This window comes from Acinetobacter sp. DMC2 (assembly GCF_056314305.1).
The window spans coordinates 203,983-218,409 of record NZ_JBQUYP010000003.1; the positions used below are offsets into that span (position 1 = coordinate 203,983).

The window sequence follows — 14,427 nt, forward strand, 5'->3', positions numbered from 1 at the left end:
AAAAAGCCGATAATTTGTATATCGGCTTTTTTAATCTGAACAATAAAATAAAAGGGCATTAGCCCTTTTATTTTAGATATGAATCAAAGATAACTAATTAGAAGTTATATTCGATACCAGTACCTACAACAGTTTGCTTGTCGTCATCATTCAACCAGTCGCGTTTTTGTTGAGCAACGATACCGTAGAAGCGAGCTTGTTTATTGATTTGGTAATCAAGACCTAAACCGTACAAATCAATTTTACGATCTGCTTGACCACTTACTTGTGTTTCAGCAGAAGCATATTCTGCTTTCACTTTAAGTTTAGTGTTAGGAATTTTATAAGCAGCTGTTACTGCATATGCTTGTTCCTCTAAACCACGGTAAGCTTTACCAGCTTTATCGATTGAACCATCTGATTTATATGATTGACCATATGCAGTCAATTCATCAGTAGGTTCAGCGTGTTGCCATAAAGCACCTACAACAAAACCTGATTTTGCGATGTCATAAGAACCAGTTACACGGTAAGCATCTGTATAAACATCTTTCAGACCGTAAGCCGCATATTTACCTTTAATACCAAAGTCACCAGCAGCAGCTACTGCTAAACCAAGGTCTTTGTTTTCATAGCCAAGTGCAGTAGACACAGAGTCAAAGCTGTCATTCTTGCTGTCTTTACCAGTTTCACCTTGTTTGCTGTCAGAGGTGCTTTCACCAGTCTGAGCCATAATGTTGAAAGTTAAACCAGCTAATAATTTAGGGTCTAGTTCAAAACCAACTACGTTATCTAAGCGGTTTTCACCGTACATGATATTGGTAATATCTAAACGTGTATCGTCATTAAAGATGTCTTGGTTACCACCAGCAGCAGTCTTAAAGTAAGAGTCGTATTTACCTACTTTTAAAGTACCAACACCTTCAGTTTTTAAACCGATGAAACGGTTACGAGCGCTCAGGTCAGTATCAGAACCTGAACCATCAGTAGAAATTGCCCATTCAGCTAAATAAACAGCAGATAACTTGTCAGTTAATTTCTCTTCGCCTTTTACCCCAATGCGAGAAGAGTTTGAGTTAACTTCGGTAACATCACTTTTACCATCGAAATTTTTATTATCAACTTGGTTAATAGAAACATTTAGTTTGCCATACAAAGTTGGCGCTGCTTGCACCGCGTTCATGCTCAAAGTTGCAACTGCGGCAGCGAGTAGCAATTTCTTCATTGAGATTTCTCCAAAAGGTATTTAAAAATGGCGTATGCCTAGTTAACTATTTATTTTGTAGTTGACTTATGTACAAAAAGTTACAAAAGCTCACCAACTTGCTAAGCAGTATCGGCAAACTTTGTGACAGGGGCGTGAAAAATAAATGACAGTTTTATGACGATTAAAATTTAGAAATAAATTAATTATTTTAGGTTTTTATAGTTTTTAGACGAAAAAAAGCGGAGTAAAAACTCCGCTTTAATAGATTAAAAATCAAAGAGCTGCTTTAATTTTCTCAGCTAAAGCTTTGATTTTTTCTTGATCGCCTAACTCTACAGCATGTCTTCCAAGTTGATGCACATTTGTAGGAATAAGGTGAAAATGAACATGCGGCACAGTTTGTCCTGCCGCTGCTCCAGAAAGTTGCATCAAGACGATACCTTCCAAATTGAGAGCTTTTTCCATTGCTTTCGCAATTTTCTGAACAATTTGGATGGTATATGCAGCTGCTTCAGGGGGTAAATCAAGTAGCGTTACAGCAGGTGTTTTTGGAATAACTAATGTATGACCATCGGCTTGAGGCATAATATCCATAAAAGCTAGAACTTGATCATCTTCATAGATTTTTATCGCTGGAAGTTCATTGCGTAAAATTTTTGCGAAGATATTTTGATCATCGTATGCCATGTATTATTCCTTTAAAATTATTTACATTTCAATTCTTTCTGACGCTCTTTAATAGCATCAAGACGTTGTTGCTCTTTGTCAGAAAACTTTGGTTTTGTCGTATGACAGTTTTCATTACCATATTTTTCTTTAGCATCAGGATCTTTGAAACAAAAGCCTTTTGATGCATAAATCAAATTATAGTCGTCTTGCAATTTCTGACATTCTTGCTCAGGCGTTGCAGCTTGAACGCTTAAACCAGCAATGCTCACCATGCCAGTAAAGACTGCAACCATAAATTTATTCATGAGCGTTTCCTCAGTTAAAGGTATGAACCTGTACTCAATATAAGGTTTATTACCAATATTTCAATGATTATTAATTACTCAAATGTCATTTTGGGTGATAATTTGTTCATAGAATAAATAAAAACATTAGATATCAATAATTTATAAAAATCAAATAAAAACATAAACTTAAGATAAATTATATATATTTTTTTAGAATTTGATTCTTTTTAATTCACTTTTAACTTTTATAGGTGATATGAAAATATGCTTCTGATTGAGGTCATCAGATATAAAACTTTTAGAAAAAGATGAGATCTTATAGCCTTTTCATTTGCTAAATAGACAAATGAAGTTTGAAATTAGGTCAATGAAAAAGGGGATGAGCAATGACATTATCAAAAACACAAAACGTGATAATTATCACAGTTTTTGTTTTTAGGATTAAGTGGAATTCACTGGGCCCATTTTAATTTAGACGGAAATGGGCTTTTTCTTTTAAGCTGTAAAATATAAGCACGTTAAAAGTAATCTTATTTTACACTTCAATTGAAAGATGTATTGATTTTGCATGTTTTAACTTCTATTATATGGTCCTTAAATTGCTGCGTTTGATAGTTTTTTATTTTTGTAACCCATTTCTAAAATTGAGATGGGTTTTTTTATTTAAGTTATTTCGAAATATATTAATTTAACCCCATTCTTACGAGTTATATTTGGCTATATGTTTAATTAGTGTGATACGTTTCGCATACAACTTTCACTTTTACTATTGTGGTTACTTTTTAGTCTAATCTACTTACATATAGCAATGTTGTATTCATCATACTTCCTTAAAGGATCTGATGATTCATCGGAGACAAGATTAAAAGGAAATAGAGAATGTCACAGTTTTTACTCGTTGCTGAAAGCATTTATAAAAAATCTGAAGAAGAAAAGCTTTTCTCAGAAGATATTATTGAACACTTGAATCGCTTAGTTAGTATGATCCGACAAGAGATAAAAGATACTTCATATAAATTAAAATATAACTTTATTGATTTTGAAGAATGTTTAAATAAGCCAGCAAATGAATGTTCAGCTAAACTCGATATCAGTTTAATGCCAACATATAAAAATAAAGGAGAATATATTATGTGGTTGGCTAGTTTTATTGAAAAAATTACTTTGGGAGGAAGAGAAAAGTTTCCACCACTTGCTAATACTTTGCTTCCCAGCTGTATGCTTGCCAATCCTTATTCAGCAAAAATGAAACAAGCTAAGGTTGTATCCGAGAAAAGTGCGCAAATGATTGTAAACTATTTTAACTCCTCCGATTATAAAAAGGTTAATAAAACACCTGCTTAGTGTAAAAAATAATAATCTTTCACATACTTAATGCTTTTATATAGAAAATTTTTCGTAATGAATGACATGAGTTTGCTATGTTTGAGGTTTCATACTATTCATTATTGAGCCTATTAAAATTAAGTTTAATAGGCAGTCCTCTAAAAGATTAAATTTACTCTAATGTAATCTTTGTCCATGCTTCATACATTTTAACTGCCGCAGAGAAGTCACTGTTGTCTTCAGCAGTTAAATGAGCAGCTTGGATTAAACTTTGTGTTAATGACAAAAGCGGGGCAGGAAGCTTTGCTTGCTGGACTAAATCCAAAGCAATTCCTGTGTCTTTGGCAAGAAGAGGCAAGCCAAAGGTTACTGGAAATTCGCGACTCAATACACGCTGTGGAAAGATAGTCTCTGTCACCAGACTTTTACCACTTGAAGCGTTAATACACTCTAAAGCTTCGTTCAAGCTTACCCCATGCGCTTTTAAAGCACTGAAACCTTCTGCAACAGACCAAAGATTGACCGCGAGTAGCATATTATTAACTGCTTTCACTGCAAATCCAGCACCTGACTCACCCACATGTTTAATTAATTTTCCTACCGCTTGTAGAGCTGGTAATGCATGTTCGAAAGCTGCTGCATCGCCACCCACCATTACAGTCAAAGTTGCATTTTCAGCTCCTACAGTTTGACCGCTTACAGGAGCATCTAGAAAATCAACATTTAATTGCTTTAATGAGCTAGCTAAGATGCGGGCAGAGTCAGGAACCCCGCTGGTACAGTCTATCCAGATTGCTCCAGATTTAATTTCTACACTACTAATAAGCGCTTCTACATCAGTACTTGTCGGTAAGCATGAAAAGATAATATCTGCTTGTACGGCTTGCTCTAATGAGACAGCCTGAGTGCCATAGTCTGCTGCATGTTGTTTGGCTTTTTCAAAATTTCGATTCCATACATAGACAGTATCGAAGCGTTTTGGTAAATGCGCTGCCATACGGTAGCCCATTGCACCCAAACCAATAAATGCAACAGATTGACTCATGACCTTATCCTTAAATTTGTGTTGAACGTTCGGCGAGCCATGTAGCCAATTTCGGCCAAAACTCCAGAGCACTTGCTTGACTCGACATTAGGCCCAAATGACCACCGGGGATGAGAGTAAACGTGACATCCTGACTGCTTGTCAATTGACTTAATGGCGAAGCAGCGTCAGCACTGACCAACTGATCACTACGACCCGCGCCAACTAAGAGGGAACAATCTATATTTTTTAATTCGATTTTCTTATCTTTTAACTGAATAAAGCCACGTTTTAACGGGTTTTGTAGCCAAACATTAAACAACATGTCCTGATTAATACCACCCGGATAGTCAATCATATTATTTAAAAAGTTACTTAGGGTTGCATGCTCTTGTACAAATTGTAGATCATCAAGATTCTTTAGCAATTGCAGATGTCCATCAAACCAACCTTTAGGATCGAGAATTTTGAAACCTAATGAATTTAAAATTCCGGGACTGTGGATCAGACGTTTTGGTAATCCAGAGTAAATACGTTCCTTAATTTTCTTATTACGACTAATCAAATGATTTATGGTTTGATAGAGCTTGCCAATATGGCCAGATGCATAACTATCTATTGGACTACCAAGAACAATTAAATTTTTAATGTAGTTGGGTTGATTCAGAGCAGCATATAAAGTAACGAATATGCCTGCCATACTCCAGCCATGGAGCGAAATTTGCTCACTTCCTGAATGTACGCGAACGTGTTCTATTGCTTTAGGAATGAAATCTTCAATAAATGATAAAAAGTTAAGGTGTCTATCTTTAAACTTTAAATTACCCCAATCGACCAAATAGACATCAAAACCTGCATTTTGAAAGTATTTAATAAGTGAACGATAAGGATATAAATCGTAAATCGCCATATTAATTGCGAGTGGGGCAACAAACACTAATGGTTCTTTAAATTTTTTTTGTGTTGCTGCGTAATAACGAATACGCGTTTGATTGAATTCGCCAATCACCTCAAAGGGAGTGCTTTGAGATAGTACTAATGTTTTTGAATGAAATAGTCGGGCAGAAAGGTGCTTGATTTGGCTTTGTTCTGAGACAAGGGACTTTAAGCGTTTCATCTTGCTTTACCAACTATTTACTAAAATTAAATAAAGTCTAAGCGATAATTTTAAGGTTTACCTTGACCTTAAATACCTTAGACACTCAAAATGATGATAGTTTTTTAGTACATGACCAGTAAAGGCGAACATTTAATGAACCAGTCTGATGATTTAGAATACCAACTTGATACTTTAGCCATTCGTACCGGACATACTCGTAGTTTTGAAGGTGAGCATGGCGAACCGATTTTTTTGACATCATCTTTTGTATATGAAAATGCAGAAGAAGCTGCAGCAAAATTTTCTGGTCAAGTTCAAGGAAATATCTATTCTCGTTTTACCAATCCGACTGTATCGATGTTCGAAAAACGCTTAGCAGCTTTAGATGGTGCTGAACGTGCTGTTGCGACAAGCTCTGGAATGGGCGCGATTTTGTCAGTTACTATGGCTTATCTCAAAGCGGGTGATCACGTTATTTGCTCAAGAGCAGTATTTGGTTCAGTTGTTGCCTTGTTTGAAAAATATATTGCTAAGTTTGGCGTAGATATTACATTTGTCGATTTATGTGATTTGGACGATTGGAAAAACGCAGTACGTCCAGAAACTAAACTTTTATTTGTTGAGTCACCGTCTAACCCTCTAGCAGAGATCGCAGATATTCAAGCGCTTGCAGATATTGCTCATGCGAATGGTGCATTACTTGCAGTTGATAACAGCTTCTGTACGCCTGTTTTACAGCAACCATTAAAGTTTGGGGCAGACCTTGTCATTTACTCTGCGACTAAATATTTAGATGGACAAGGGCGCGCATTAGGCGGTGCTGTTGTGGGTAATCATCAGTTATTAGAAGAAGTTTTTGGTGTTGTCCGTACGCTAGGACCATCAATGAGTCCATTTAATGCATGGGTTTTCTTAAAAGGTTTAGAGACTTTACGTTTGCGTATGAAGGCACACTGTGAGAGTGCTCAAATTCTTGCAGAATGGTTATCTACTCATGAAAAAGTAAAAAAAGTTTACTACGCTGGCTTACCAGCTCATGAAGGCTATGAACTTGCTGCTAAACAGCAAACTGGTTTTGGTGGAATTGTTTCTTTCGTTGTTAAAGGCGAACGTGAAGGCGCTTGGAAGGTTATTGATAATACTAAGTTTATTTCAATTACTGGTAACCTAGGTGATGTGAAGTCAACAATTACCCATCCTGCAACGACTACACATGGCAAACTTTCTGCTGATGCAAAAGCTGCGGCCGGTATTCAAGAGGGGTTAATCCGTGTATCTGTAGGCTTAGAAGATATTAATGACATTATTCGTGATATCTCACGTGGTCTTGATCTGATCTAATTATCCTTATTGAAATAATTCTTTTGGGTTATTTTTTTCATGAAACCATCTCTTTAATCGAGATGGTTTTTTTTTATATTTAAATGTTACTCAAATTTCAGAATTACAATAAAAAAACTACATTTTGTTTAAATTGGAGCTAAGAGTACAAGGTATAAAGACTGTAAATTTAATTAAAAGAAATGTGAGTTTTAAAATGCTTAAGCCTATTGCTATTGTCGTTGTAGTGGGGGTAATCGGGGTGGTTGGATACAAATTGCTGACCAAGCCGAGTCAGAACCCCGTAAATGAGACAACTTTATTGATTAACAATGCAGAGAAGTCTGTTGAAGAAGCAGATAAATCTATTCAAGAAGCAAATACCTCCTTTAAGAAAGTTCCCTTAAGTGAATATAAAACAATTGATAAAGGTCTACAGGCATCTCAATAGGGCTATGAGTTTTTATAAGATTTTAATGTATGCCATCTAAGTATTTAGGAAGTGTACCTAAGTATGAGCATGTTACGCATGTCGCTACGTAAAATAGAGCGAGAGATACTGATAGAAAACATTAGCCTATTGTGTCAGAATTACGGATTAATTTGAGTTCAATGCACTAATCTGTATGTATTTTAATCGCATAGGTTGGTTCAATGAGATTAAGTTTTTATAAAGTATTACCAGATGACGCATAATACTTTAAAGATTTGATAGAGATACGGAGTAAAGTTATGAATATCAATATGCTCATGCAGCAAGCGCAGCGCATGCAAAAAGATATGGAAACAAATATAAAAAAGGCGAAAGAAGAGCTTGCTCAAACTGAAGTTCATGCAGAAGCTGGTGGCGGTTTGGTTAAAGTAACCATGAATGGTCGCTATCTTGTAAAACGTATCGAAATTAACCCTGAATTACTTCAAGATGAACCAGATATGATTGAAGATTTGATTGCTGCAGCGGTAAATGATGCTGTACGTCAAGCTGAAGTTATTTCTGAAGAAAAAATGCAAAAAGCGAATTCTGGTATGGGCTTGCCACCTGGTTTAGCGGGCATGTTCTAAGGAAATTCTGTGTTTAGCGATAGATTTGAACAACTCGTTCAAGCTTTACGTATATTGCCTAGCGTTGGACCGAAGTCGGCTCAACGTATGGCATTACATCTTTTGATGAAAAATCGAGAAGGTGCGTTTGCATTAGCGCATGCTTTACATGAAGCTTCAAGTTATATTCATGAGTGCAGCGTTTGCCATTCTTTAACTGAACATGAAATTTGTGATATTTGCGCCTCAACTGAGCGAGAAGATCAACTATTGTGTGTGGTTGAATCACCAGCAGATGTAATGGCGATTGAGCAAAGCGGAAGTTTCCGTGGTAAATATCATGTTTTAGGTGGGCATCTTTCACCTCTAGATGGTATTGGTCCAGAAGAAATTGGTATTCCTTATCTGATTCAACGTTTAAGCCAAGGTAAAATTGAAGAAGTGATTTTGGCTACAAATGCGACTGTAGAGGGACAGGCGACTGCTCATTATTTGGTAGAGGCGACTAAGCACTTACCTATACAAATGACACGTATTGCTCAAGGTGTACCGCAAGGTGGTGAACTTGAGTATGTAGATAGCCATACCTTAAGTCAGGCAGTTCATAATCGTATGAGAATGAAATAAGCATTTCGATGCTTGTTTCATTGATATCATATAAAATTGAATTAGATTTATTAATTTAGTTATATAAGACGAATGTTATTTTGTCTTTAATTAAAAAACGATTAAATAAAATATGAAAGCCCATAAGAATGAAAAAAATCTTATAGATTTTAAACAATGAATATTTGGAGTTAACTTTAAAAATATAAATGAAAGATCAAAAAATTATCTATTTTCGAAAAATTGTTCAAAAATAGAGTATTCATAAAGGTTTAAGTGGTAATTTCCTACTTCTATGTTATATATACCAGAGTTCTAAGCACTCTTTGCATTTACTTGAGAAAGCATGTTTCAGTTTATCCAACAGCAAACCGATTTGGTTGATGTTCTTCAAAAAATGGATCAATGTTCGATATATGGACTTGATACAGAATTTATTAAGGTTGACACACTCTGGCCTAAACTTGGAGTATGTCAAGTTAATGTAAATGGCGATGTCTATCTGTTGGATGGTGTTTCATTAGATCTAAGTCAGTTTTGGAAAAAAATATTTCTCGCTCAGCAGAACATTTTTCATGCGTGTGGGGAAGACATCGATTTAATCTATCATTACGCTGATCAAGAAGATCTGCTTAATGTGTTTGATACTCAAGTAGGCCTTTCTTTCTTGGGCCATGGGCTGCAAGTAAGTTACCAAGGCGCGTTGAAGCTTTGCCTCGACATTGACATTGAAAAAGATCAAACAAGATCTGATTGGTTGGCTCGGCCTTTATCGCCTCAGCAACTCTGTTATGCAGCCAATGATGTTCTATATATAATGAAGTTAGCGCATCATATTCAAGAACAGCTTAAGCAGAAAGGGCTTTATGACTTTGTTCTTGAAGATTGTCGTAGTTTAACTAAAGAAATTATCAGTGAAACGCCGACAGAGTTACTCTATTCCGATGTTGGTAATTATCGTCATTCGCGCCGTCAATTGATGCAACTGCAAAATTTAAGTGAATGGCGCGAATACATTGTTAAAGCAACGAACCAGCCACGTAGTTTTATTCTTAGAAACTCAACCATGATTGATATGGTTGAAAAGAATCCACGTAATAGTTTTCAACTCTCGCAAGTTAGAGATATTCGCCCAAATGTAGTTCGTGAATATGGAAAAACTATTTTAGAATTACTTAAAGATTTACCGATTGAAAGTGAATGGCCAACAAGAATAGCCAAACCTTTTAAAGTAACATCTAAAGAAACATTGCATAAAATGGATATGGTACTTGCCCATGCAATAAGTGAAACTTCTATTCCTAAAGAAGTATTGCTTAGAAAGAAATGGCTAAATGCAATTCATCAACATGTTCTTTCTCAAGGGGATGAGCAAGATTTACCTGATTATCTTTTGGGTTGGCGTTACGAGCTATTAACTCAACCATTAATTCAGTTATTTCAAGAAGAAAAACAAAGTCTATCCATTTAAAATGATGTGATAGTTAAAATTTAAAAGCTCATCTTTGTGATGGGCTTTTTTAATGAAGAGTAATGAATAATTTAAATTGAGTAGTTTTTATTTATAAATAATAGATATTCAATATTAATAGTTAATAAAGTAAAAGTTTATATTAGTTATATTAAATAATTAACTTTATTAAAAAGCTAATAAAGTGATGGGTTGAAGTCATTTTAATTTGTAAAATTGATAATGAATTAAATTAACTCCTTAAATGAGAAAAATTCAATTGATTAAACATACAGGTCTGTATATTCTTGGTTGTAAGAAAAACAATTTCAATATAAATAATATATAACTATAAGTTTGTTTCGGTGCAGAAATAAAAAAGCCAACCCAATTGGGTTGGCTTTTTATTTTTAATCATACAACTCAGTTGAAATGTCAGTAGATTATTAAATTTTAAAAATTAAGGATTCATATTTTACGAATTTTCTGTATATGAAGTGGAAAGTTCAGCTACGAGTTTCTCAACTTTTTGAAAAGCATTTTCTAATGATTTTAGATGTCTTGCATCTCCAAACTCTTGATATTCAGAAGCAATTTCATAAATTTTCTTTACGCCTAAATATTTGCTGAGCGTGCGAAGGTGAGGTACAAGATGATTCATGTGATGGCGGATGCCTTCTTTCTCAAAACCAAACTCTCCACTAGAGGTGATAATGATTAAAATTTTTCCAGATAGAAGCGGTTGTAAAGGAAAGTCTCCTCGAGCGAGATCAAAATCAAATGTTTTATTAATCCTAATAATTTGGTCAAACCATGCTTTAAGTTGAGCAGGCATACCATAATTGTACATAGGTGAAGAAATTAGAATAATATCTGAACTCGAAACTTCTACTATTAACTGATCTGATATAGATAAAACATCACATTGAGCTTGAGTTCTTTTATTTTCAGGTGTGAATACAGCATCAATCCAGTCTTGATTAATAAATGGTGGGGGATTCATTCCTACATCACGATAGATATATTCATCTATAGCCAGTTGCTTTTTCCATGAGCTGACCAATCGGCTGGCAATATTTTTAGAAATCGAATTATGGTTTGGATTAGGGTTAATTGCAGCTCTTACACTAGCATCTATATGTAATATTTTACTCATCATAAATTCCAAAAAGTTAAGGTTTAATTTATTTTGAGTTTTAAAAGATAAGTAGACAAACGAGAAAATTACATTTATAGATGAGTTTAGATCACCTATAAATATAACTTTGGAGAAAGCATGCAAGTCTCTTTGCAAGCACTTAAGGCATTTGAATCAGCCGCTAGATTGGGTAGTTTTAAATTGGCTGCTGAAGAACTTTCGCTAACACCAACTGCGATTTCACATCATATTACTAATCTAGAAAGCAGATTAAATGTTGACTTGTTTCATCGACAAGTAAGAAAAATAACGCTTACAACCATCGGAGAGAGGCTGGCTGGGGCAATTTCTGAAGGGTTTCGTAAAATTGAGGATGCATTAGATGAAATAACAGTAAATGGGAATGTAGTGAGAGTGGCTAGTACGTCTTCACTCGCTGCAATGCTGTTAATTCCTTCTATAAATGAATTTTATCAATTGCACCCCGATATCTCAGTTGAATTCTCTACAGGCGAAGCTTTAGAAAGTCACTTATATACATTGCCTATTCGATATGGTGATGTATCTTTAGTACCTTCTAAAGATGTCCTTAAATATGAGTCTTTTAATGTATTTGGTGCATCTAACCTTACTCTGTCCAAAGATAGGAGTGAGCCAATAACGTTATTCACCACAGAATGGAAAAATAAAGTATTACCAAGTCCACCATTAGAGACATGGCTTGAGGTGAATGGATGGGACCAAAAGAGGCTGATAATTAAGAAATTTGATCAGGAAATTTTTGGCATACATGAGGCTTTATCTGCCAATGGATTAGTATTTTGTTCTGCTACACTTACCCATAGGTTCGTTAAAGCGAATCTCTTACAGGAGTTTAAAACCAAACCCATTCAAGCAGAGCTGTGTTACTACATTCCAAATAAGGAGGATTTTAAAAATAGAAATGCGAGAAAATTTATTGAATGGGTAGAAAGTTTATTCAACCAGTAAACTTATATCTTTGATTGGTTTTAACTACACAACACTAAAACTCATATAGCCTTTTTATGCTATAAACTTAGATAAATTAATAATTAGAGAGATAAATATGCTTAACAACTTTAATGCTGAACAAGCTCGTCAAAATGCTAAAAACTTTAAAATAAATCAAGACGTCATATTGGAAAAAATTTTAACTGGTACTGAGTCTGAATCTAAGGAGGGGAAGAGAAAAGCAACTTTCTGGTTTCCTGTTGATGCTATAAGCCCTGATCATCTTACTCTGGTTGAAGAGGAGCTTAAAAACAGAGGATTTAATGTCTCAACTGATATTGAGCATTCCGGTACCACGATCACAATTGAAATAAGCTTCTAACTATTACTGCATTTTAACTAAACCACCCTTAAAACAAGGGTGGTTTTTTCTTGCATGATTTTTCGTAATCCAGGGAAAGTAAATATAAATTTATTTACAATTAAACTTATATTAATCAGGATATTATTTGACAGAGTTGATCTTCTTCTGTAGCTTTACTTTTTGAGTGGAATATGGATATGAACTTCCAAACAATACTTTTATCTTTCCAAAATCAATCTACTGGTACAGACGCATTTAAAGATTTAAAGAATGCTTGTGAACAGTCTCTTAAAGAATCTCAAAATACAAAAGAAAAAGCAGCCGTCTATTTAATCTATGGCTTTGCACGTACTTACGTAATCCTCTATGAAGATGAAGCTGTTACCTCTGAATTTGCCAATACCTCTAAGTCTAAGCTTATAGACTACATGGAATGTTTAAATGAAGCTCTATTAAATCAAAATGATAGTGCTATTTTGGATGCCTTAAATCAAGTAAGCGATGACTATATAAAGAGCTCGCGAGTTTTCTAAACACCATTAATTTATTTTTGATGAAAATACTTCTTTAGCCCAAGCTAAAGAAGTATTTAAAGTTTGTTTTAGTGAGACTTTTTCTTACCGCCACCATCTTGTTTATTGACAGTAGACCATGCAATTCGTTCAGCTTCTTCTTGAGAATGACCTCTATCTACTTCACTCTCAACAATATGTTTAGCCTGACGTTTTTGCTTTGCTGTGTAGGCTGTTTTATCACCTCGAGGCATAGGTTCATCCTCCCTATTTATATTAAGATACTTAATATTTAAACATGCTGAGAATTTAAACCAGTTAAGTAATGTCTCCCAATGTGTATTAAGTGGTTAGAAGTTTTACTTAAATGTGAATTTGAAAATGTAATAACCCCCTTTAATATCATAAATTTCATAGTATTAATGGGGGAATGTATTAAGGATAGATCACAAAAAGTACTCAGTAACGAACATTTTTCCTTTTTTCCTAAAAATTGTTTTTATTTTATTAAAGTGAAAAATTATGTTTAATGTTTAAAATCAAATATTTATTAATTTATTGTAAAAGCCAGCTTTTATCTGGAACAAAGTTATTATCGACCTTAATCAATGTTGTAGGTTAATATTTCTCAAGAATTAAAAAAACGACTGATGCGTAAACAAACCTGCGTGTGTGAGTCGTTTTTTTTCATGTATGCTGTCCTTAGTTCAAGAGTTGATTTGAAATGCACTGTGATATTTATAGATCGAGCAAAAAAGATGAAATGTACATGTATATTGCTCGTCCAAACTATCCTGACGATGCGGAACAAGCTGATCCGTTTGAAAATGTTCCTGAAGCTGTTTTACAAGCGTTTGGTCGTACAACGTTTGTCATGCATTTAGAATTAGCTCCAACACGTAAATTGGCGCGTGTTAATGTTTTACATGTTTTAGACTCATTACAAACAAAAGGTTTCTTTATTCAGATGCCGCCAGAAGGATTAATTAATCCGAATGCGGTTGAACCAGAGGGCTTACGTGGTGCGTGAAGATCAAACTGGAATAATGAATCAATTATTCTCTTTTTTGGATGTTGTTCCTGAAGGTGTTATTGCTTTAACAGCTTATGGAATAGGCGCTATTATTGCTTTATGGTGTTGGTGGCGATTAATGCGTCGCCTTCCTACAACTTTTGGTGCAATTAGCTGGCTTATTGTATTTGCTATTTTAGTTACCCCAACAGTGTCTGAAGGACCGAATGCATCTGTAGCACCTGCTATTTTTGGACTTCTTTTTGGTGTTTTAACTAAAGATAGCCCTCTAATTTGGTCAAATTTATCTTTAATTCTGTTTGTAGTTGGTCTAGGTTTGGTTGTTGGCTATTGTTGGTCAAAATATTCAACAAACAAAAGCATGCGTTCCATCTAACCATTGAAATAGAAAAATAAGGTC

The 14,427-nt window shown here is 34.7% G+C and carries 18 protein-coding genes; 11 read left to right on the plus strand and 7 right to left on the minus strand.

All coding sequences use genetic code 11. From position 1 onward, the window contains the following. Window positions 1-97 precede the first annotated feature (97 nt). From ACT53H_RS07765 to ACT53H_RS07775, 3 genes are all read right to left on the minus strand, one after another. A complete protein-coding gene (locus tag ACT53H_RS07765) occupies window positions 98-1,204 on the minus strand; it encodes a porin (protein ID WP_151962739.1) in 1,107 nt (368 codons plus the stop codon). A gap of 255 nt (window positions 1,205-1,459) precedes the next feature. After that, window positions 1,460-1,873, minus strand: a complete 414-nt coding sequence (locus ACT53H_RS07770; RefSeq protein ID WP_111853820.1) for an HIT family protein — start codon at window positions 1,871-1,873, stop codon at window positions 1,460-1,462. A 17-nt stretch (window positions 1,874-1,890) separates the two neighbouring features. Next, a complete protein-coding gene (locus ACT53H_RS07775) occupies window positions 1,891-2,160 on the minus strand; it encodes a YARHG domain-containing protein (protein ID WP_004792570.1) in 270 nt (89 codons plus the stop codon). An 861-nt stretch (window positions 2,161-3,021) separates the two neighbouring features. On the opposite strand from ACT53H_RS07775, the gene ACT53H_RS07780 reads away from it, so the two are divergent. Beyond that, complete coding sequence (locus ACT53H_RS07780; protein ID WP_144730470.1) at window positions 3,022-3,486, plus strand: hypothetical protein; 465 nt, start codon at window positions 3,022-3,024, stop codon at window positions 3,484-3,486. Window positions 3,487-3,640: 154 nt separating this feature from the next. On the opposite strand, the gene ACT53H_RS07785 is transcribed toward ACT53H_RS07780, so the two are convergent. Both ACT53H_RS07785 and ACT53H_RS07790 read right to left on the minus strand, forming a co-directional pair. Next, complete coding sequence (locus ACT53H_RS07785; RefSeq protein ID WP_476008970.1) at window positions 3,641-4,513, minus strand: NAD(P)-dependent oxidoreductase; 873 nt, start codon at window positions 4,511-4,513, stop codon at window positions 3,641-3,643. Window positions 4,514-4,523: 10 nt separating this feature from the next. Beyond that, a complete protein-coding gene (locus ACT53H_RS07790) occupies window positions 4,524-5,609 on the minus strand; it encodes an alpha/beta fold hydrolase (RefSeq protein WP_353153589.1) in 1,086 nt (361 codons plus the stop codon). Between the two features lie 135 nt (window positions 5,610-5,744). Between ACT53H_RS07790 and ACT53H_RS07795 the strand changes: the two genes are divergently transcribed. The 5 genes from ACT53H_RS07795 (at window position 5,745) to ACT53H_RS07815 (ending at window position 10,029) form a co-directional block, all read left to right on the plus strand. Continuing rightward, window positions 5,745-6,932, plus strand: coding sequence for an O-succinylhomoserine sulfhydrylase (locus tag ACT53H_RS07795; RefSeq protein ID WP_476008971.1), 1,188 nt, complete (start codon window positions 5,745-5,747; stop codon window positions 6,930-6,932). A 196-nt stretch (window positions 6,933-7,128) separates the two neighbouring features. Beyond that, complete coding sequence (locus ACT53H_RS07800; protein ID WP_004792560.1) at window positions 7,129-7,362, plus strand: hypothetical protein; 234 nt, start codon at window positions 7,129-7,131, stop codon at window positions 7,360-7,362. A 281-nt stretch (window positions 7,363-7,643) separates the two neighbouring features. After that, complete coding sequence (locus ACT53H_RS07805; protein WP_004792558.1) at window positions 7,644-7,973, plus strand: YbaB/EbfC family nucleoid-associated protein; 330 nt, start codon at window positions 7,644-7,646, stop codon at window positions 7,971-7,973. 9 nt (window positions 7,974-7,982) lie between these two features. Beyond that, on the plus strand, window positions 7,983-8,579 hold the full coding sequence (gene recR, locus ACT53H_RS07810; protein ID WP_004792557.1) for a recombination mediator RecR: 597 nt from the start codon (window positions 7,983-7,985) through the stop codon (window positions 8,577-8,579). A 325-nt stretch (window positions 8,580-8,904) separates the two neighbouring features. Then, window positions 8,905-10,029: a ribonuclease D gene (locus ACT53H_RS07815; protein ID WP_476008972.1), complete on the plus strand. Its 1,125-nt coding sequence runs from the start codon at window positions 8,905-8,907 to the stop codon at window positions 10,027-10,029. A 454-nt stretch (window positions 10,030-10,483) separates the two neighbouring features. On the opposite strand, the gene ACT53H_RS07820 is transcribed toward ACT53H_RS07815, so the two are convergent. Next, window positions 10,484-11,167: an FMN-dependent NADH-azoreductase gene (locus tag ACT53H_RS07820; protein ID WP_476008973.1), complete on the minus strand. Its 684-nt coding sequence runs from the start codon at window positions 11,165-11,167 to the stop codon at window positions 10,484-10,486. A 117-nt stretch (window positions 11,168-11,284) separates the two neighbouring features. On the opposite strand from ACT53H_RS07820, the gene ACT53H_RS07825 reads away from it, so the two are divergent. The 3 genes from ACT53H_RS07825 to ACT53H_RS07835 all read left to right on the plus strand — a co-directional run bounded on the left by ACT53H_RS07825 (window position 11,285) and on the right by ACT53H_RS07835 (window position 13,015). Then, window positions 11,285-12,136, plus strand: a complete 852-nt coding sequence (locus ACT53H_RS07825) for a LysR family transcriptional regulator (RefSeq protein WP_476008974.1) — start codon at window positions 11,285-11,287, stop codon at window positions 12,134-12,136. A 97-nt stretch (window positions 12,137-12,233) separates the two neighbouring features. Next, window positions 12,234-12,500 carry a hypothetical protein gene (locus ACT53H_RS07830; RefSeq protein ID WP_005304955.1) on the plus strand — a complete coding sequence of 89 codons (267 nt, stop codon included), beginning with the start codon at window positions 12,234-12,236 and terminating at the stop codon, window positions 12,498-12,500. Between the two features lie 179 nt (window positions 12,501-12,679). Then, window positions 12,680-13,015, plus strand: coding sequence for a hypothetical protein (locus ACT53H_RS07835; protein ID WP_174759700.1), 336 nt, complete (start codon window positions 12,680-12,682; stop codon window positions 13,013-13,015). Window positions 13,016-13,083: 68 nt separating this feature from the next. Here the strand turns inward: ACT53H_RS07835 and ACT53H_RS07840 are convergent, their stop codons facing one another. Further along, the gene (locus ACT53H_RS07840) at window positions 13,084-13,248 is read right to left on the minus strand and encodes a hypothetical protein (protein WP_002113596.1); all 165 of its coding nucleotides are present in this window, start codon (window positions 13,246-13,248) and stop codon (window positions 13,084-13,086) included. A gap of 470 nt (window positions 13,249-13,718) precedes the next feature. On the opposite strand from ACT53H_RS07840, the gene ACT53H_RS07845 reads away from it, so the two are divergent. Further along, the gene (locus ACT53H_RS07845; protein ID WP_004792546.1) at window positions 13,719-14,024 is read left to right on the plus strand and encodes a YcgL domain-containing protein; all 306 of its coding nucleotides are present in this window, start codon (window positions 13,719-13,721) and stop codon (window positions 14,022-14,024) included. Next, entirely contained in the window at window positions 14,017-14,403 is a 387-nt protein-coding gene (locus ACT53H_RS07850; RefSeq protein WP_013198006.1) for a hypothetical protein, read from the plus strand. Before ACT53H_RS07845 ends, ACT53H_RS07850 begins: the two co-directional genes overlap by 8 nt. Window positions 14,404-14,427 lie beyond the last annotated feature (24 nt).

Excerpts from the sequence above, each read along its gene's own strand:
- ACT53H_RS07825 (WP_476008974.1), top strand. The coding sequence starts at position 11,285 with ATGCAAGTCTCTTTGCAAGCACTTAAGGCATTTGAATCAGCCGCTAGA.
- ACT53H_RS07785 (WP_476008970.1), bottom strand. The coding sequence starts at position 4,513 with ATGAGTCAATCTGTTGCATTTATTGGTTTGGGTGCAATGGGCTACCGT.
- ACT53H_RS07780 (WP_144730470.1), top strand. The coding sequence starts at position 3,022 with ATGTCACAGTTTTTACTCGTTGCTGAAAGCATTTATAAAAAATCTGAA.
- ACT53H_RS07770 (WP_111853820.1), bottom strand. The coding sequence starts at position 1,873 with ATGGCATACGATGATCAAAATATCTTCGCAAAAATTTTACGCAATGAA.
- ACT53H_RS07775 (WP_004792570.1), bottom strand. The coding sequence starts at position 2,160 with ATGAATAAATTTATGGTTGCAGTCTTTACTGGCATGGTGAGCATTGCT.
- ACT53H_RS07830 (WP_005304955.1), top strand. The coding sequence starts at position 12,234 with ATGCTTAACAACTTTAATGCTGAACAAGCTCGTCAAAATGCTAAAAAC.
- ACT53H_RS07840 (WP_002113596.1), bottom strand. The coding sequence starts at position 13,248 with ATGCCTCGAGGTGATAAAACAGCCTACACAGCAAAGCAAAAACGTCAG.
- ACT53H_RS07805 (WP_004792558.1), top strand. The coding sequence starts at position 7,644 with ATGAATATCAATATGCTCATGCAGCAAGCGCAGCGCATGCAAAAAGAT.
- ACT53H_RS07835 (WP_174759700.1), top strand. The coding sequence starts at position 12,680 with ATGAACTTCCAAACAATACTTTTATCTTTCCAAAATCAATCTACTGGT.
- ACT53H_RS07795 (WP_476008971.1), top strand. The coding sequence starts at position 5,745 with ATGAACCAGTCTGATGATTTAGAATACCAACTTGATACTTTAGCCATT.
- ACT53H_RS07820 (WP_476008973.1), bottom strand. The coding sequence starts at position 11,167 with ATGATGAGTAAAATATTACATATAGATGCTAGTGTAAGAGCTGCAATT.
- ACT53H_RS07765 (WP_151962739.1), bottom strand. The coding sequence starts at position 1,204 with ATGAAGAAATTGCTACTCGCTGCCGCAGTTGCAACTTTGAGCATGAAC.
- ACT53H_RS07845 (WP_004792546.1), top strand. The coding sequence starts at position 13,719 with ATGCACTGTGATATTTATAGATCGAGCAAAAAAGATGAAATGTACATG.
- ACT53H_RS07790 (WP_353153589.1), bottom strand. The coding sequence starts at position 5,609 with ATGAAACGCTTAAAGTCCCTTGTCTCAGAACAAAGCCAAATCAAGCAC.
- ACT53H_RS07815 (WP_476008972.1), top strand. The coding sequence starts at position 8,905 with ATGTTTCAGTTTATCCAACAGCAAACCGATTTGGTTGATGTTCTTCAA.
- ACT53H_RS07800 (WP_004792560.1), top strand. The coding sequence starts at position 7,129 with ATGCTTAAGCCTATTGCTATTGTCGTTGTAGTGGGGGTAATCGGGGTG.